The sequence below is a fragment of the Coprococcus sp. AM100_B19A genome (genome assembly GCF_027662015.1).
Classification (GTDB): Bacteria; Bacillota; Clostridia; order Lachnospirales; family Lachnospiraceae; genus Allocoprococcus; species Allocoprococcus comes.
Window position 1 is genome coordinate 70,979 of record NZ_JAQDKN010000011.1, and the last position, 18,684, is coordinate 89,662.

Here is an 18,684-nt window from a genome sequence, read left to right on the forward strand (position 1 = left end):
TATGAAAAAAGACAGTGTAATGAAAAAGCTTTTTAAATATATCGGAAAATACTGGATCCTCCTGATCCTCAGCATCATCCTTGCCGGAATATCAGTGGTTCTTCAGCTTTATGTGCCGGTTCTCTTCGGTAATGCGATCGATGAGATCGTAGCAGCGCACAATGTAAACTTTACCCAGATGTGGCTCTATCTGAAGCAGATTCTTCTGTTCGTAGTGATCGCTGCAGCCGCAATCTGGATCATGAACCTCGTCAATAACCGCATGACCTATCATATTGTACAGGATATCCGATCCCAGGCAATCCGCCACATCCAGAAGCTTCCGCTTTCTTATCTGGATCAGCACAGTACCGGCGATATTGTGAGCCGTATCATTGCCGATACCGATATCCTTTCTGACGGATTACTGCTCGGATTTACCCAGTTATTTTCCGGCGTTGTGACCGTTGTTGTAACCTTGATTTTCATGTTTTCCAAGAACGTGTGGATCACTTTGATGGTCATCCTTCTGACACCACTCAGCTTCCTGGTGGCAAAATTTATTTCCTCACGCTCTTTTACCATGTTTAAAAAGCAGAGTGAAACCCGTGGAAAACAGACTGCTCTGATCGAAGAAATGATCGGAAATCAGAAGGTTGTCAAGGCATTCGGATATGAGGACAAGGCTTCAAAGCGTTTTGATGAGATCAATAAAGAACTCAAAGAATACAGCCAGAAAGCCGTATTTTACAGCAGCCTTACCAATCCGTCCACCCGTTTCGTAAACAACATTATTTACGCTGCCGTAGCGCTTGCAGGTGCATTCCTGATCCCGCTTGGAGCCCTGACTGTCGGCGGTCTTTCCGTACTGCTTTCTTACGCGAACCAGTACATGAAGCCATTCAACGACATTACATCCGTAATCACGGAAATGCAGAACGCCCTTGCATGTGCAACACGTATCTTTGACCTCTTAGAAGAACCAGAAGAAGTAAACGATTCTTCTGAAGTACTTGAAAAGGTGGATGGAAATGTGGATATCGACCACGTAGATTTCAGCTATGACAAGAGTAAATCTCTGATTGAAGACTTTAACCTTCAGGTTGAACCTGGTATGCGTATTGCAATCGTAGGTCCTACCGGATGCGGAAAAACAACATTTATCAACCTCCTGATGCGCTTCTATGACGTGGATTCCGGAAAAATCTGTATCGACGGTAAACCGATCGATGAGATTTCCCGACATTCACTCAGAAAGAGCTTCGGTATGGTGCTTCAGGATACCTGGATCAAATCCGGTACTGTCCGTGAAAATATCAGCTTCGGAAAACCGGATGCCACGGATGAAGAAATCATCCGGGCAGCAAAAGAAGCAAAAAGCTGGGATTTCATCCGCAGACTTCCGCAGGGACTTGATACCGTCCTGCATGAGGACAGCATCAGTCAGGGACAGAAACAGCTCCTGTGTATCACAAGAGTTATGCTCTGTCTGCCGCCAATGCTGATCCTGGACGAAGCGACTTCAAGTATCGATACCCGTACCGAACTGCAGGTACAAGAAGCATTTGATAACCTGATGAAAGGTCGTACAAGCTTTGTCGTTGCACACCGTCTGTCTACGATCCGCAACGCTTCCCTGATCCTCGTCATGAAAGACGGTAAGATCATTGAGCAGGGAACCCATGAAGAACTGCTGAAAGAAGGCGGCTTCTACAGTCATCTGTATAACAGCCAGTTCCAGGCAGTGTCATAAAACAGAATACGTCACGGTTCTCGTATACGGCATTTTCAAGAGTTGACGTGCACAGCCTCGATTCGACAGCTTACATTATCATCAGCGAAGTGGCTGATATCTTCTCGAATAATATGGGAAATGAATAAAGAAACGCGGTCTTCTTCTGCCACTTCAGAGGAAGACCGCATCTTTTTATTTCTCCAGATACGTGTTTTTGTATTCTTCACGAATTGCTTCCGGCACGAGACTTCCGCCTGTTGCCCATGCAATGTGTGTCGCATTTTTCATTTTCTCTTCAAGATGATTCTCCTGTAAATATTTGCGTGCAGATTCATTCCTTTCAATCTGTATTGGTCCTTCAAAAGAAGCACAAGCACTTGGCTCAAGGAAAATGTTCTCTGTTCCGAGAAGGTCTCTCATGTAATCATATAATTTTCCATCGCGGATAGTAAATTCGCCGCCAAGCAGATTCTTCATTACTCTGCCTACAAATCCAGAAGGACGTCCCACGGCAAGCCCATCTGCATGGGTAAGTCCGGTAAGCCCAATATCCTGTACGGAAATCTCCTGGTTCAGTCCGGTTGCCATTCCGACTAACATACACGGTGCCTGTGTCGGTTCTATGAAAAAGCAGTGTACATAATCTCCGAACAGCAGCTTAAGTCCAAAGCATACACCACCCGGTGCTCCGCCTACTCCGCAGGGAATATATACAAAGAGCGGATGTTCTTCGTCTACTGCAACATTCTTTTCTTCCAACTGCTTTTGCAGACGTTTTGCCGCTACTGCATAACCAAGAAAGAGTGTTTTTGAATTTTCATCATCCACAAAGTAGCTGTTCGGATCTGCATCAGATAAAGCACGTCCGTTTTTCACCGCTTCACTATAATCTGACTCATATTCCTTTACTGTTACCCCGTGGCTTCTGAGTAAGTCTTTTTTCCACTGTTTCGCATCTGCTGACATGTGTACGATCACCTGATAGCCAACTGCTGCACTCATGATTCCGATACTCAGTCCAAGGTTTCCGGTGGAACCCACCTGAATGGTATACTTTTTGAAAAACTCTCTGCATTCTTCACTCGCCAGTTTCTCATAATTGTCTTCCAGACTCAAAATTCCATGCTCTATTGCAAGTTCTTCTGTGTGTTTCAAAATCTCATAAATACCGCCGCGTGCCTTGATCGAACCGGCGATCGCCAGATGGCTGTCCTGCTTTAATAATAAGTTCCCTTCCAGATTGCTGTCGTATTTCTCATTCAGCAAATCCTTCATCTTCGGAACCGGTGTCAGAACAGATTCGATGATTCCGTTTCTCTCTTTTGTTTCCGGGAAACATTTCATAATGAACGGTGCAAAACGCTCCAGTCTGCGCTCCGCATCTTCTACATCTTCCATACCAAGTTCGATCTGTTCCATTGCTTCCCCACAAGCTGTTTTGTCCGGATTTTTCCAGAACACCTCTTTTTCACTACAGATCTCCTTCAAGATCGGAGTCTTTTCCTCCAGCATTTTCAAATCAACCATTGCTTTCATCCCCCTCTTTCCATGACTTGATTCATATCTATATATTACCTTATTTCTTGTATTCTGATTACCATATTTTTCTTGACCATTCTTCAATCAGAATGCATTATATCATTATAAAAACTTACTAAATTTCTGATTATCTTTTCATAAGTTGGTAAATGCCGATATATCCCGTATTTTAGGGCTTTATCGGTATTTTCTTTTTGGAAGATACCTTGCATAAGCTGGCATTTACCAGCATGAAAATGCAACCAAAAGTAGTAAATGAGTAGTAAATATAAGCTCCGATATTAACAAGCCAGTCTTTCCAGTTCCGCTTTTGCAGATTGAAATGTACCGTGTGCGTAATAGCCAAGTGTCATGGTTATGTTAGCGTGTCCCATGAGATATTGCAGGGTGTTTGGGTTCATTCCTCTATTTGCCATATTCGTACAATAAGTATGCCTGAATGAATGTGGTGTGATGTTCGGTAACTTATCCGTGTGATACTTGTTATATTTCTTAATCAATCCTCGCACCATACCCTCATAGTTTCCTGCAACTTTAGGCAAGCCCTCACGGTTTAAGAATAGGAAATTGCTGTAACCACCTACAATCAGCGGTTGTGCTTTTCCTCTGCTCTTTAGTATTCTTTGGATTGCTTGATAAGCCCGTTCTGTCAATGGAAGTTCCCGTTTTCCGTTTTTGGTCTTTGGTGTTTCAATATAGTAGCCTATTTCGCTATCTTTCAATAGCTGGTGGTCTATATTGAGTATTCTGTTCTGCATATCAATATGCGTCGTCAGTCCGCAAAATTCAGAAATACGAAGTCCCGTTTCCAGCAGAAGCACAACCTCATCATAATACTTGCTGTAAATCTTGTCCTTTTCCATAAAGGCAAGCAGGCGTTCTTCCTGCTCTGGTGTAAGGATAACTTTCTGCTCCGTATCATCTTCCAGAACATCACTTAGCTTAAATTCAAACGGGTTCTTTCTGATACAGTCGTCTTGTATCGCCATGTAAAATGACGCTTTCAAGGAACGCTTATAGTTATCAATCGTTTTATAGGCATATCCTTTTTCACTCATTCTGATAGCCCATTCTTTAGCGTCCGATTGCTTCACAGTATCAATCGCCCTCATACCCAACGGGTCGTTTTTCAGAGCGTTCATAAGATACTGTCGTCCTTTTTCAGTAGCCCTTTTGATGTTCTTTCTTTGGCTGTTCTTCTTGTCGTAGAGCTGGCAGACTGTCATTTTACCGCCGACTGTGTCGATACCGTCGTTAAGGTCTTTTTTTATCTGTGCTTCTTTTTCCCTCAACGATATATCATCACGCTTTCCAGCAGGTGTCTTGTCTGTCGGTACAAGTTTCCAAGAATAGACAAATTGTGGCTTTCCGTATATATCGGTATATTTATAAACGTATCTTCCGTCTTTTCGCTGGCTCTCTCCATTACGCAAATTGCGATTTTTACCGTCTTTTCGTTTTACATTAGACATAGTGTAAAGCTCCTTTCCGTCATGGAATGAGCCGTGATACACTATATTTATTATACCATATCTACGGCTCAATGACATTAGATTTCGTCCAATGTATCTATGATTTTTTCAAATTGTTTTCGCTTAATCTGAATACGGTTACCGTTCACGATAACCCAGCCAGCGTCAATATTTTCTTCGGCTAATTTACGCAATTTCTTTTCGCCAATGCGGAAGTATTTGGACGCTTCTTCAATCGTCAGCGTATATTTTTCCCAGATAGGCACATCAGTATTGTTCATAATCTATGCACCCCCTTTACTGTGTGTCATTTTTTACAAGCAGGCAGACGGCTTTGGAAAGCTCCGTTAGTATCTCAACTATTCCCATTCTTGTGGGCAGAACCGCACCATGCGGACGTATCATTATTCTGTGAGGATAGGTCGTGGCAAAACGACTTTTCCAACAGTCGCTCTCGGATCACTGCGTGGGTCGCTCGCTTTCTTTTGAAAAGGTCGTGGCGTACAGTCCCCGTGGCTCGCTATCTCACAAACGTATCTGTCTGCTTTATTCAGTTGTCAAAGAGCTGTGGCGAAAGCGTGTTGCTTTCATGTAAAAGCAGGGGCAGAGCAGGAAAGAGGGGATTGAACAAATCATGCTCTGCGGTTACTGCTTGTTATTCTTCGGTTTCTAAAGGAATATCAAAGTCCAAAATCATTTTGATAAGTGCTTCTCTGATACGTCCTTTTAATTCCATGTCTACGACTATGCAGACATTACCATATTTGTCGTAGAACGGACGCAAACAACATTTTGATATGTACGGGTCATGGGTCGTGTGCTGGTCGATAGCCGTAAAATTCTTATACGCCCCAAAGCTCACGCTTGCGATAAGCACCACCCACAATGCAATCACGGATTTTTTATGTGTGCCTACCTTGAAAGTACGCACCTTTTTTTCTTTGGGTTCTTTGATAGTTTCTGTCTGTTTCTTATTCTTTCTAAACATGATGAAATCCTCACTTTCTATTGTTTTACTCGTCCTGCACCGATTAAGTGCTGTTGCCAGTAACTACTACTTAGGTCTGCATATCCTATCGGGTCGCCTGCGTGGTACATCTGTGTCGGCGAAACAAGAATACCGACGTGTGTTACATAACTTCCAGCGTTATAGGTAGAATGGAAAAATACCAAGTCCCCAGCCTTTGCCTGCGAAAGTGGAAGATGTTGGGTTGCGTCATACTGTGCTTGTGCGGTTCTCGGTAAGGAGATACCAGCTTTTCCATAGCACCATTGCGTCAGTCCCGAACAGTCAAAAGAAGTGTTGGGATTGCTACCGCCATACACATATTTCCAGCCTTGATATTTTAACGCTTCATTCATGACCTTTTGTGCCAGCTCTCCCGATACCTGCGGAACAGTTAAATACTGATTGACTAATTCGACGTAAAATTGATTGCCATACTGATACCGCCAACCCCCGTTCTTCGCAACGGCTATCGGGTTGGTGTAGGTTACTTTCTTTCCACCCGATTTCTCACGGGCGAAGCTCTCTGCAAGGTTAAAGGTGTGTTTCTTTCCTTTTCCTGCCACATATCCCACATAACCACCGCCATAGTTATAGGACTGTATCGCTACATTCAAATCGTCGATACCTTGATTTTTACAGGAAGAAAGCAGGGACGCAAAATACTTACACCCCTGCTTGATTGAGCTTTCCGTATCTAAAGAGTTGGGCGGTAAACCAAGACTTTCTGAACTCTGCATAACATCTTCTGCCGTACCGCCACTTTCTACTTGAATGATAGCCAGTAGCACGTTGACATACTCGGAGATACCGTTTTCTCTGGCGTATTTTTCCACCATAGGCTGATGTTTCAAGACTTCTGCGGATAAATTCATACCCGTAATGCCAGAAGAAAAGTTGCTGTTCTCGTCGTCGCTGTCCGCACTAATGAGGACACCAAAGAAAAGGACTATGGAAAAGAGGATAGGAAACAGACTGCCAATAAGAGCGATATGTTTCAGTTTCATTTTTTCTTCTGTCCTTTCTTCGTTACAAGGTTACGGTTCTTTTCGGTATGTTCCGTTGTACGCTTTGATTGTTCAAAGGTCTGTTTCTTTGTAGTACGCTCTGCTTTGTAATTCTGGCGTGTTTCCTGCGATACTACTTTTTCTACATTCTGCCTATGTACTGGCTGTGCAGGCTGGGTCGCTTTCTTATCAGAAGCACCAGAAGATAACGGACGCTCTTTCACAACATTTGTCTTGTCTGCTACTTACCTGCAAGAACACGGATAGTCAAGGGTGCGTAAGCATTGATTTTACCCTTTACTATCGGTGGGATTGCTGGTACTTCCCAAACCGCCAGAATAAGAAATCACAATCAATTTATCAAAAATAGAAAGAAACGAGGTAAAACAATATGGAAATGAAATATGTCGTGCCAGATATGGCACAGTCTTTTGGAACTCTTGAATTTGCAGGCGAAAGTGAGCCAGTCTTTGAAAGAGATAAAAATAACCGCAGGGTCTTAGCCAGACGAAGCTATAACCTTTATTCTGACGTACAAAAAGGCGAAAATGTTGTGGTGGAAATTCCCGTGCAGGCTGGCGAAAAGAAGTTCAAGTATGAACAGAAAGTAAAACTTGTCAATCCGAAGTTATACGGCAGAGGTTACGCAATCGGGGATATGGGACATACCGATTATGTGTTAGTTGCTGATGATATTGTAGCAGTTGAAGAAAAGTAAAGGAGTGAAGAATTTATGAGATTATCAAACGGGTTTGTTATTGACAAAGAGAAAACATTTGGAGAATTAAAATTTACAGCGGTGCGTGATGTGTTCTTACAGAATGAGGACGGGACACCGAGTACCCAGCTTAAAAAGCGTATCTATGATTTGAAGTGCAGTCTGCATGGTGGAATTATCCCCGTGTCCGTACCGCCAGAAGTACCGTTAAGGGAATTTCCGTACAATGCAGTTGTGGAGCTTGTCAATCCCGTAGCCGATACGGTATCAAGAAAGCCAGAATAAGCGGAAGTCTGCCGTTTGACAGCTTCGGCGGAGAGCGTGATTTTTCTTTCCTCATACCGTTACCGCCTTATGATTTCTTCATTTTACGGCGTTTGTAGAAGAAGATACCTGCCAGCCCAGCACCAGAAGTTAAAAGAAGTGCAAGCAGTCCGTAAAGGTTTGTGTTATCGCCCGTTTTGGGACTGTCGCTAGGTCGGTGTGGCTTCTCTGGTGTCGGCGGTGTTTCGGGTTTCTCTGGTTCTTCTGGGACTTCTGGTTTTTCCTTAAAGGTAATCGTCTGTCCCTCGTCCTCAATGTCTTTATGCTCGGTAACTTTCTTCGGCTCGTCTGGATTGCTTAAATCGTACAATTCTTCAAAAGTTACAAGCTGTTTGCCATCAAGAGAAGTAGCGTCAAAGGTAAAGGCAACTTCCACTTTCATAGTTTCGCTGTCAGCGGTAAATGTATAATCACTTTCCACACGTTTTCCGTCGATAAGAAGCTCTGCATTTTCTTCTTTCAACATCTGCCAGCCTACAAGTTTGTACTGTGTACCGACTTCTAAGCCCTCTAAGGTTAGGTAATAAAATAGCCGTCCAATAAGAACGGCTGGAAATAGAAAAGGAACGTCATTTTAGGCGTTCCATAGTCTATGAAATATTCAATTTTTTGTTGTTTCAATACGGATGTGCTGTACCATATCTTTGCATATCTAAGAAAACTTGCGTATCAAGGCTCATTCTTTAGTAGTAAATAAGTAGTAAATTGATGTGTTTGTTTTCTTGAAAATGCTGATAGATACTGTGTTTTAGCGGATAATCAGATTTTTATTGTGTTTTTGGAATCAAAAAATTTCATCTGTACACATTTTAACATATTTTTAATGGGAGTGGTTTTCATAAAAACAATTCATAAAAAACACGGCTTTACACTTGTAGAACTCATTGTTGTATATCTATTCTTGCAATACTGGCAGCACTGCTTATTCCGTCTTTGACAGGATATATTGAAAAAGCAAAAAAGCAGGCTGTTTTAACTGAGGCAAAAGAAGTCTGGACTGCTGCTCAGGCTGCTTTGTCCGAATGTTATGCTATGTACCCGGAAAGCTTTGAAGAATCTTGCAAATTTACCTCCACAATCGGCGGCGAAAAGATGACAAAGCTCGGAAGAATATCAAACAGTGCATTAAATGCTTTTCAAAGGAATCCCAAAGATCAGACCGACTTCAAAAGATATCCTTATTCAGATTTTCCATACAAAAAAAGGAAAAGTCGTTGCAATCAATTTTGGAAAAAATGGATACATGGTAACCATGATTGCAGGAAAAGAACCAACCATTGTTAAAGATGGAAATTGTCTTCCATCCTCTGAAAAATAAGCGGACAAAAGAAAAGCGACACTGCAAAACCACATGCCAAGGGAGTTTTGCAGTATCGTCTTTTTTATTCTTCTACCTTCCACTCTCTGGTATCAAAGATGTGAAGATGCAGTGCTTCTGAAATATATCCCAACAATTCGCAGCCTGCGATACAGTTTCCTTTTTTGTCAAGAGATGGTCCGTAGATCCCGATTCCCATTTTCTTTTTCGACACGCTGAGGAGACCTCCGCCGACTCCACTCTTAGTCGGAATTCCTGTTCTTAATGCAAATTCCCCCGATCCGTCATACATTCCGCAAGTAAGCATAATGGTCTGCACCATCCGCACAGTTTGAGATGAGATCAGACGTTTTCCGGTGGAAAGCTGCACTCCGTCATTTGCCAGCAGAAGACCGAACCTTGCCAAATCTCTTGCATTTACCGACATGGAACACATCTTGGTATAAAAGGTAACACTTTCTTCTACATCGGTATCAATGATGTCCTTACTTTTTAAAAGATAGGCAATCGCCTTATTTCTTGCGCAGGTCGCCATCTCAGACTGAAATACGGCTTCGTCTATCGCGATCTCCGGATCTTCGCATACTTCCTGCATATACTTCTGCATATCTTCGATGGAATAATGGTTCACTAGCAGACTTGCAACCGTAATTGCTCCGGAATTGATCATCGGATTAAAGGGCCGGTTGCTCCGGTTATCCAGTTCTACCAGTGAGTTAAAAGCCTCTCCCGACGGCTCCACGCCCACATGATCAAACACAAACTCTGCTCCAAACGTTTCCAGCGCCAGACACAGTGCCATTACTTTGGAAATGGACTGTATCGTAAATCTGTCCTCTGTATTTCCGGTCTCAAATTGATTGCCGTCTATTGTGTAAAGGCAGATCCCCAGTTTATTCTTATCTGCCTTGGCAAGCTCCGGAATATACGATGCGACACTTCCATACCGGATCACACCTTTTCCTATACGGATGGCATTTTCCAGTATTCTCGTAACTTCTTCTGATTTCATCATATTCTCCTTTTTCGCTCAGTCGTAATCCCCTACAACTGCTATTTCCTAAGTATTAACATACATCATTTTCCGGCTTCAATCAACCACCATTTTTTGCTGAAACCCGGCGGAATAAGATAGACAAAAAAGTGCCCGCATTGTATATTATTAGTAGTTTGAAACTGGGGAATATGCAAAGGGGAAAACGTATCATGAATCTAATTTCGCAATACAAAGGTCTTAGAAAAGAAAACTATGTCTTATGCTTTGGACGCTTTGTGACGGCCATGGGGGCAATGGTCCGTCCGATGCTGACGATGATCTTAAGCCAGAAGCTTGGGATGAATGCCGTGCAGGTTGCCTGGATCACGGCACTGATGGGGATCCTGACGATCCCGGCAAATCTGATCGGTGGAAAGATGGCCGATCGTTTTAATAAGAAAATGAATATCGTTTACCTGGATATGATTTCCGTCATTTCTTATATCATCTGCGGACTGATCCCGCTGACGACAAAATCCATTGTGCTGATGTTTATCGCATCGACCTGCCAGAACATAGAAAATCCGTCCTACAATTCGCTTACTGCGGACATCACCCTCAGCAAGGACAGGGAGAGAGGGTATTCCCTCCAGTATCTGACAGCAAATCTCGGCGGCGTGATGGCTTCTGCTGTAGCCGGATTTATGTTTCGCAATTACTTATGGCTTGCATTTTTGCTCAGTGGAATTTCCATCGGCACTTCTTCTGTGCTGATCTATTTCTTTGTACAGAATATCACACCGGAAAAAGAAGAAAATGATAGCAACGCCATTTATCAGGCCGAACGCCACGGGGAAAGCCTGCTGACGATTCTTAAAGAAAACCGGCTTGTTCTGCTGTTCATTCTGATCACCAGCGGGTACACAGCACTTTACCAGATGTATAATTATCTCTTTCCTATGGATCTGATCCGTCTGCACGGGGATACCGGTGCGGTGATATTCGGAACAGTTACAAGCATCAACTGCTTTATCGTTGTTCTCTTCACACCACTTATCACCCAGATCCTGAAGCGATCCTCCGAACCCAAAAAGACAATCTACGGATTTTTACTGACACTGGTCGGCTACGTGATGTTCATCCTCTTTTCCGGACACATTCCGTTCTATTATGCGGCAATGGTCGTACTGACATGGGGTGAGATTTCTTACATGCTGGCGGAAAGCCCGTACATGACCAGGCGTATTCCATCCAGCCACCGCGGAAGAATCCACGGGCTGATGGAGATCATCCGCATCGGATTTATGAGTCTGTACCAGCTTTTGATCGGATTTATTTACAAAAATCATACGCCGATCTTTACCTGGATCATCGTTCTTCTGACAGGAGTCGCATTCATGCTTCTGGCTGTTATCTTAACGAAAGAGGACAAAAAACGCTATAAAAATCTGTATCGCAGATTATAATAGAATACGTCACGGCACGCAGTGCCTTTTATTTAACATCCTAAATTTACGGGGATACAGATCAGTTATATAATCTGCATCCCCGTTTTATTTGTTCGCGCATATTTTCAGTCGTTAAACAGTTCCTTTAACTGCCGGATAAAGATTTTCTCTCGCGGATTCGGTATATATGCCGAATGGTACATCAAGTACGCGCTCATCCCACACGGTGCATTCACAACAGGAATTTCCACACACTCCGGACTATAAGACACATCCGAAAAACGCTTCATCATAACGGTAGAATAATTGCTTTGCTTGATTGCATCCAGAAGGCCACCCCGGTCAAACACATAAAGAATCTTGTTATCATCTTCAAAACCTAGAATCCCCAGCCACTCCTCAAATTTAAAATTTTCATACATAATACAGCGGAGCTCTCTGATCCGTTCAAATTCAATCTTCTTGCGCAATGCCAGCGGATTCTTCTTCGATGTCAGAAGAATCAGCGGTTTGCTTTTGGCAATCGGGATCAACTTCATATTATATTTTTCCGCCATTTCAAAATAGCTTTCACTGATTGAATCAAAGCAGTAAAATAATCCCATCCGGTATCTTTTATCCATAACATCTCGGATTACCTGGATCAGCCCTGTTTCCTTAAATGAATCTTCTATATTTCGTGCCGGATTTCTCTTCTTAAACTGCATAAAAAGGTTCATAAAATCAAAAGAATAGGTACTTGAAACCGAAATATTTCCCTTATTTGCAAAAAGAGAAGGGATGTTCCCGATCGCGTCCAGCTCTCTGACGATTTTACGGGCGGATTTCAGAAACAATTCTCCTTCACTCGTCAATTGTATTCTGTTATTGTTTCTTGAAAACACAGAAAATCCCAGTTCCTTTTCCGCATTTTTAATACAAACACTTAAATTTGGCTGTGACAAACCCAGATGTTTGGCTGCTTTGTTAATTGATCCACATTCATAAACTTCAATAAAATATCGAAAACATTTGCTATCCATTTTCACTCACTACCTACCTGTTTTTTCATACTCTGGATCTATTGACTTTATTGATATTTTTTATATGTTAACACAAAAAATCTCTGTAATCTATATCTTTTTATATTATTTCTTATATGGTTTTTCATATAACTTATCAAAGATCGATATAACACAAGCTTTTAACAAAATGCTATCATACATTCAACGAAACAAATATCGAACGTTCGCAATGATTACATATGATTTTAAGGAGGATACAGATATGTCAGAAATCAAACAGCCAGCAAGTGCTTTATCATCACCAAGATTTTGTAACATGGGAACTTTTATGAGAATGCAAAAGGTAGACACCGCAGAAGGTCTTGACTTTGCGATTGCAGGTGCACCATTTGATACAGGGAGTTCTTTCCGTTCTGGTTCAAGATTTGGTCCGAACGCAATCCGTAATATCTCTGCAATGATGAAACCGAACAATGTAATCATGCAGGTTAATATTATGGAAAGCCTGAAGGGTGGAGATATTGGTGATTTCAATATCACCCCTGGTTATATTCACCCGAGTTACGACGCAATCGAAAAAGGGGTTGCTGGAATACTTGAGAAAAATGCCTGTCCGATCGTTCTCGGCGGCGATCATGCAATTACACTTGCAGAACTCCGGGCAGTAGCCAAAAAATATGGTCCAGTAGCTCTTGTTCATTTCGATTCTCATTCAGATCTGTGTGACGAAGTATTTGGACAGAAATACAATCACGGAACACCTTTCAGAAGAGCGATCGAAGAAGGACTTATCGATCCATCTCATTCTATTCAGATTGGTATGAGAGGTTCCCTTTATGATCCAAACGAACACAAGATGGCTGCAGAACTTGGCATGAAACTGATTCCTGCACACAAGGTACGTGAAATGGGACTTCCGGCTTTGATTGAAACAGCAATTGAAAGAGTAGGAGATAAACCTTGTTTCCTTACTTTCGACATTGACTTTATTGATCCTGCTTATGCTCCAGGTACAGGAACTCCGGAAGTTGGCGGATTTACTTCTCTCGAAGGACTGGAACTTGTAAGAGCACTGAAAGATCTGAATTTTGTAGGATTTGATATTGTTGAAGTTCTTCCAGCTTATGATCATGGTGAAATTACCGCATATCTTGCAGCTAATATCGTATTTGAATATCTTTCTATTCTTGCACTCAAGAAAAAAAGAAAATAATTTATCTTAGATTATATTTTTAAGATAAATGACAGCACCAGTTTCTACTGGAACTGGTGCTGTTGTTCTTAAAATACGCATTTTTCAGGAAAGGAGACTCTTTATGGTTAAATCTAAGACTATGACCACGGAAAGTACCATAGCTACTACCGAACAAGTTACTTATGACAGCGATATGATGTCCGCCGAACTTGATAAAATCCAGTTGAACAAAAGCCAGACTATAAAGGGCATTCTCAGATTAGTCATCTGTTCAGCTATCGGTATCGCCGCTTTTTTTGTTTCTGTACCACACAACGGTAAGAGCGAAATTATCTTTAGTATTATTTATAATGCCTTTGTAAATATGTTTGGCAATTTTGCCTACTGGATCTTGACACTCATCGTTGCCGGAAATTTTGTCTGTCATATTTATTTTAAGTATGTGAAAAAAGGTACTCTTGAATCACCTTTTGCCAAAATTTATGATAACGACACGATTATCCATACATTTTTATACGCTCTCGGCTTCATCTATGTGGTCTTATATGCCTGTCATATAAATATCACAGGATTCCAGGGACCGGAAATCATCATTGGCGATTCTACCGGTGGAAGCGTTATTCCTCCGATCGTTCTTGGTGTTTTTGGAATCATCATCGTAGGTGCTATTTTCATGCCATTCCTTTTAAATTATGGAATCCTGGAAATTATCGGTGCCATCCTGGAACCACTGATGCGTCCGTTATTCAAGGTTCCTGGAAAAGCTGCTCTGGATGCCGTATCTTCTTTTGTAAGCTCTTCTTCACTTGGTGTCTTAATCACAAACAGATTGTGGAAAAGAAATGTTTACACTGAAAAAGAAATGGTCGCCATCATGACCGGATTCAGTGCTGTAAGTATTGGTTTTGCATACATGGTAATCAATACAGCCAAACTAGGTGATCATTTCGTAAAAGTTTACGCGATCAGCTTTGTTCTCGTATTCATTATCGAAATGATAACCGTAAGAATTCCACCGATCAGCAAGAAAAAGGATGTATACTATTCTGGACATGTGCAGACAGAGGCGGAACGTAAAAATGATACCAAATTCAGTTTCAGCCTTCTTCCTCTCGGTATAAACCGTGCAGTCAAGCGTGCTTATATTGCAAAGAATGTATCCGTAGAAGTTAAGAACAGCTTAAAAGACAGCTTACTGGTTCTCCCACAGGTTCTGACTATGTTATCGGCCATCGGTGTAAGTGGTCTGATCCTTGCAGAATACACTCCTGTATTCAAATGGTTAGGTTACATTTTCCAGCCACTCCTTGTTTTATTCCGGATTCCTGACGTATCAGCGATTGCTCCGTCAATCCCGGTTGGAATCGCAGAAATGTTCCTTCCTGTATTAGTCATGATGGGAAGCGGCGTTACCGTATGTGTAAAAGCAAGAGCATTCGTTGTTCTGGTATCCATGGTACAGATTATTTTCTTCTCAGAAACAGCAACAGTAATGTTAGCAACCAAATCCCCAATTAAATTCTGGGAAATCGTTGTATGTTTCCTGGAGCGTACTATTATCGCAATTCCGCTTGCTTCCTTAGTAGTCCATATTTTATTCTGATTACAATGAATTTTTCTGTTTGACATCCTGAAATCTCCTTTTTATACTTGTTGTATAAGAAGGAGATTTTTATATTATGACCATCAAAGAAATCGCACAGCTCGCCGGTGTATCCAGCGCAGCTGTATCCAGATATCTGAACGGCGGCTACGTCAGTGAAGAGAAAAAAGAACAGATTCGTAAAGTCATCGAAGAAACCGGATACCAGCCATCCGCACAGGCGCGTATGCTTCGTACCAAAAAGGCAAGCCTGGTGGGCGTGGTCGTCCCGAAGATCAATTCTGAATCCATCAGCCGGATCACTGCCGGAATTGAAAGTGTTCTCGCCGAAAGAGGCTATCAGATGCTTCTTGCCGGAACCGACAACACCCCTGCAAAGGAAGTAGAATACCTCCGGTTATTTGAAAATTATCCGGTGGACGGAATTATTCTTGTCGGTACGATGTTCACCGCCGGTCACCGGAAATTTTTAAAAGAGACAAAGGTTCCTGTTGTCGTGATCGGGCAGCGCACCTCACACGCAAACTGCATTTACCACGACGATTACGGTGCAGGAAAGGCAATGGGACAGGCCGTTGCCGGATTCAGTAAAAAAGGAGTTGCTTACATCGGCGTTACTCGTGATGACAAAGCGGCAGGTGCCGCAAGAGAGGACGGATTTATCGCAGGACTCAAAAATGCAGGTGTCACGCTTTTCGAGGAAAATAAGCGAACCTCAGCCTTCACGCTGGAATCCGGATATGAGTCTGCTCTGGATCTTTTGGAAAGCAAATGTGATATCGATGTCATATCATGTGCAACCGATACCATAGCAGCGGGAGCAATCGAAGCCATTCAGACCTACTTAAAAAAGCAGATTCCGACAAATGCAGCCGATGCAGGTGCAAGAATGCGCTATATCCTTGAAAATACGTCCATCCGAGTAACCGGATTCGGAGATAACCAGATGTTAAAAGCCGTCACCGGAGGAATCCCAACCATCCATTTCGGCTACAAAACCAGTGGAATCCGCGGCGCAGAGCTACTTCTTGACAGTATTGAAAGGGGAGAACAGATCCCGATCGAGATGAAGCTCGGCTTCCGTCTTGTTGGAGCAGACCCTTCAGACTCCGAAAATCTTACCTGATTTTCCTGATTTTCCGAAGTTTCTTAAGGAAACGAAAGTTTCTTTCAACACTTTTCACAAAAAACAATATGAATTATCAGTAAAAATGCCATATTTACAAATGGCATTTTTTTTCATATTATTTAAGCATAAGATATGAAATCGATTACACATTGTATCTAAAGGAGGAGAGAATATGGATTACAGAAAAACCGCAAAGGAAATTCTGAATCATGTGGGTGGAAGTAAGAACATCGTATCTGCTGCCCATTGTGCTACCAGACTTCGCCTTGTCATTGCAGACAACACGAAAGCGGATAAGACAGCACTTGAGAATGTAGACGGGGTAAAGGGGGTATTTGAAGCATCCGGACAGCTCCAGATCATTCTCGGAACAGGAACCGTCAACAAAGTATTTGGTGAATTTATTGCAATCGCAGGCATCACAGCCAGCACGAAAGCAGAAGCAAAAGAAGCTGCTGCCGAAAAGCAGAACTGGTTTATGAAAGCCATCAAGCTTCTGGGAGACATTTTCGTACCGATCATCCCGGCAATCGTAGCCAGCGGTTTCCTTATGGGAATCATGAACGCACTGGATTTCATGAACAGTAACGGGTTCTTACACATCAGCACAACCAGCTCGATCTATGTATTTGCAACCCTTTTCAGTAACATTGCTTACACATTCCTGCAGATCCTGATTGCATTCTCCGCTGCAAAAGCATTTGGCGCAAATCCTTACCTTGGCGCAGTTATCGGTATGATCATGATCCATCCGTCCCTGCAGAACGCCTACACAGTTGCAACGGAAGGTGTTCAGCAGACACAGAGCGTGTTCTTCGGACTGTATCACATTGACATGGTCGGCTATCAGGGACACGTTATTCCGGTTGTCATTGCTGTATGGATCTTATCCGTACTTGAAAAGAAGCTTCACAAGATCGTACCGGAAGTTTTAGACCTTTTTGTCACACCGCTTGTCAGCGTATTCGTAACCGGATACCTTACACTTTCCATCGTCGGACCAATCTTCGTATGGGCTGAAAATGCAATCCTCGGAGCAATCCAGTGGATGCTGACACTTCCACTCGGACTTGGAAGTCTGATCATGGGTAGTTTATATGCACCGACCGTTGTTACCGGTATCCATCAGATGTACACAGCCATCGATATCGGACAGCTTGCAAAATACAGTGTAACCTACTGGCTGCCACTCGCAAGTGCAGCAAACGTGGCACAGGGTGCAGCAGCACTTGCCGTTGCTGTAAAATCAAAAGACCAAAAGATCAAATCCCTTGCACTTCCATCATCACTCAGTGCATTTATGGGAATTACAGAACCTGCAATCTTTGGTGTAAACTTAAGATTCTTTAAACCATTTATCGCCGGATGCATCGGTGGAGGATGCGGAGCCCTTTATGCTTCCCTTGTTCACCTCGGTGCAAAAGGAACAGGTGTAACCGGTATCTTCGGAATCCTGCTCTGCCTGAACCAGCCACTTCAGTACGTCATTGAGATGGCAATCGCAGTCGGTGTTGCATTTGCAGTATCCTTCGCACTTTACAAAGACAAGAAGAAATAGCCAGTCGCAGAAGCTCCTGTTACTGTTGCAGCTTCCGTAGAGGAAACAGACAGCGAAGAATCTGCTGCTTCCGAAACCAAAACAGCTTCAGGCAATACAAAAACCACTTCTTCCGAAGAAGTGTTAAATGCTCCGGTAAATGGAAAAATCATTCCAAATGATCAGATCGCAGACGATACATTTGCAGCAGAAGTCCTTGGAAAAACCGTAGCGATCGAACCTGCTGACGGCATCATCACCGCACCTTGTGATGGCGAAATCATAAGCATTTTTGATACCGGTCACGCAGTATGCATCCTGACTGACGGCGGCGCAGAGCTTCTGATTCATGTCGGAATCGACACTGTAAAAATGGATGGAAATGGATTTACAAAGAAAATATCTGACGGTGCAAAAGTACACGCCGGAGACGTGCTGATCGAAGCAGATTTAAATGCAATAAAAGAAGCCGGACATCCGGCAACAACCATGATGATCCTTACCAATACAGATCTGTATGATTCTGTAGAATGTGCCGCACCCGGCACTGTAACCGGTAAATCATCTGTTATGAAACTTACGAAATAAAATAACTCATGACAAATAATCAAATTTGTCTCCCGCAGCGGGTGTCGGATATCCGTATCAATACGTTTTCCGGACCGTTGCCTGCGGAACTATTTCCAGGAGTGAA

General features: G+C 42.7%; 13 protein-coding genes and 6 pseudogenes. 9 read left to right on the forward strand and 10 right to left on the reverse strand.

Annotation, left to right across the window (positions count from 1 at the left end):
• Position 1 precedes the first annotated feature (1 nt).
• Complete coding sequence (locus PGQ33_RS11680) at positions 2–1,732, forward strand: ABC transporter ATP-binding protein (RefSeq protein WP_243273172.1); 1,731 nt, start codon at positions 2–4, stop codon at positions 1,730–1,732.
• A gap of 174 nt (positions 1,733–1,906) precedes the next feature.
• Here the strand turns inward: PGQ33_RS11680 and PGQ33_RS11685 are convergent, their stop codons facing one another.
• The 7 genes and pseudogenes from PGQ33_RS11685 to PGQ33_RS11715 all read right to left on the reverse strand — a co-directional run.
• Positions 1,907–3,241 (reverse strand): D-serine ammonia-lyase, encoded by a 1,335-nt coding sequence (locus PGQ33_RS11685; RefSeq protein ID WP_270205776.1) that lies wholly within the window; start codon positions 3,239–3,241, stop codon positions 1,907–1,909.
• Between the two features lie 293 nt (positions 3,242–3,534).
• A complete protein-coding gene (locus PGQ33_RS11690; protein WP_009271880.1) occupies positions 3,535–4,725 on the reverse strand; it encodes a site-specific integrase in 1,191 nt (396 codons plus the stop codon).
• A gap of 77 nt (positions 4,726–4,802) precedes the next feature.
• A complete protein-coding gene (locus PGQ33_RS11695; RefSeq protein WP_004613735.1) occupies positions 4,803–5,006 on the reverse strand; it encodes an excisionase in 204 nt (67 codons plus the stop codon).
• 374 nt (positions 5,007–5,380) lie between these two features.
• Positions 5,381–5,542: pseudogene (locus PGQ33_RS11700) on the reverse strand (helix-turn-helix domain-containing protein); the annotation flags it as partial.
• Positions 5,522–5,713: pseudogene (locus PGQ33_RS17040) on the reverse strand (conjugal transfer protein); the annotation flags it as partial. The pseudogenes PGQ33_RS11700 and PGQ33_RS17040, both read right to left, overlap by 21 nt.
• Positions 5,714–5,730: 17 nt before the next feature.
• Positions 5,731–6,738, reverse strand: coding sequence for a bifunctional lytic transglycosylase/C40 family peptidase (locus PGQ33_RS11710; protein ID WP_008787622.1), 1,008 nt, complete (start codon positions 6,736–6,738; stop codon positions 5,731–5,733).
• A pseudogene (locus tag PGQ33_RS11715) lies at positions 6,735–6,974 on the reverse strand (YtxH domain-containing protein); the annotation flags it as partial. The pseudogene PGQ33_RS11715 and the gene PGQ33_RS11710, both read right to left, overlap by 4 nt.
• 155 nt (positions 6,975–7,129) lie before the next feature.
• On the opposite strand from PGQ33_RS11715, the gene PGQ33_RS11720 reads away from it, so the two are divergent.
• Positions 7,130–7,456, forward strand: coding sequence for a YdcP family protein (locus PGQ33_RS11720; protein ID WP_005339720.1), 327 nt, complete (start codon positions 7,130–7,132; stop codon positions 7,454–7,456).
• Between the two features lie 15 nt (positions 7,457–7,471).
• Positions 7,472–7,732: pseudogene (locus PGQ33_RS11725) on the forward strand (YdcP family protein); the annotation flags it as partial.
• A 76-nt stretch (positions 7,733–7,808) separates the two neighbouring features.
• Here the strand turns inward: PGQ33_RS11725 and PGQ33_RS11730 are convergent.
• Positions 7,809–8,300: pseudogene (locus tag PGQ33_RS11730) on the reverse strand (VaFE repeat-containing surface-anchored protein); the annotation flags it as partial.
• A 609-nt stretch (positions 8,301–8,909) separates the two neighbouring features.
• Here PGQ33_RS11730 and PGQ33_RS11735 point away from each other — a divergent pair.
• A complete protein-coding gene (locus PGQ33_RS11735; RefSeq protein ID WP_270205777.1) occupies positions 8,910–9,098 on the forward strand; it encodes a hypothetical protein in 189 nt (62 codons plus the stop codon).
• A 64-nt stretch (positions 9,099–9,162) separates the two neighbouring features.
• On the opposite strand, the gene glsA is transcribed toward PGQ33_RS11735, so the two are convergent.
• On the reverse strand, positions 9,163–10,113 hold the full coding sequence (glsA, locus tag PGQ33_RS11740) for a glutaminase A (RefSeq protein ID WP_008371229.1): 951 nt from the start codon (positions 10,111–10,113) through the stop codon (positions 9,163–9,165).
• 191 nt (positions 10,114–10,304) lie between these two features.
• Between glsA and PGQ33_RS11745 the strand changes: the two genes are divergently transcribed.
• Entirely contained in the window at positions 10,305–11,540 is a 1,236-nt protein-coding gene (locus PGQ33_RS11745; protein ID WP_270205778.1) for an MFS transporter, read from the forward strand.
• A gap of 107 nt (positions 11,541–11,647) precedes the next feature.
• On the opposite strand, the gene PGQ33_RS11750 is transcribed toward PGQ33_RS11745, so the two are convergent.
• Complete coding sequence (locus PGQ33_RS11750) at positions 11,648–12,544, reverse strand: LysR family transcriptional regulator (protein ID WP_117835992.1); 897 nt, start codon at positions 12,542–12,544, stop codon at positions 11,648–11,650.
• Positions 12,545–12,788: 244 nt separating this feature from the next.
• Between PGQ33_RS11750 and speB the strand changes: the two genes are divergently transcribed.
• The 4 genes and pseudogenes from speB to PGQ33_RS11770 all read left to right on the forward strand — a co-directional run bounded on the left by speB (position 12,789) and on the right by PGQ33_RS11770 (position 18,578).
• Complete coding sequence (speB, locus tag PGQ33_RS11755) at positions 12,789–13,739, forward strand: agmatinase (protein ID WP_055155955.1); 951 nt, start codon at positions 12,789–12,791, stop codon at positions 13,737–13,739.
• Between the two features lie 103 nt (positions 13,740–13,842).
• Positions 13,843–15,324 (forward strand): YjiH family protein, encoded by a 1,482-nt coding sequence (locus tag PGQ33_RS11760; RefSeq protein WP_243263207.1) that lies wholly within the window; start codon positions 13,843–13,845, stop codon positions 15,322–15,324.
• 76 nt (positions 15,325–15,400) lie between these two features.
• Entirely contained in the window at positions 15,401–16,450 is a 1,050-nt protein-coding gene (locus PGQ33_RS11765; protein WP_008371226.1) for a LacI family DNA-binding transcriptional regulator, read from the forward strand.
• Positions 16,451–16,625: 175 nt separating this feature from the next.
• Positions 16,626–18,578: pseudogene (locus tag PGQ33_RS11770) on the forward strand (glucose PTS transporter subunit IIA).
• Positions 18,579–18,684: the final 106 nt, after the last annotated feature.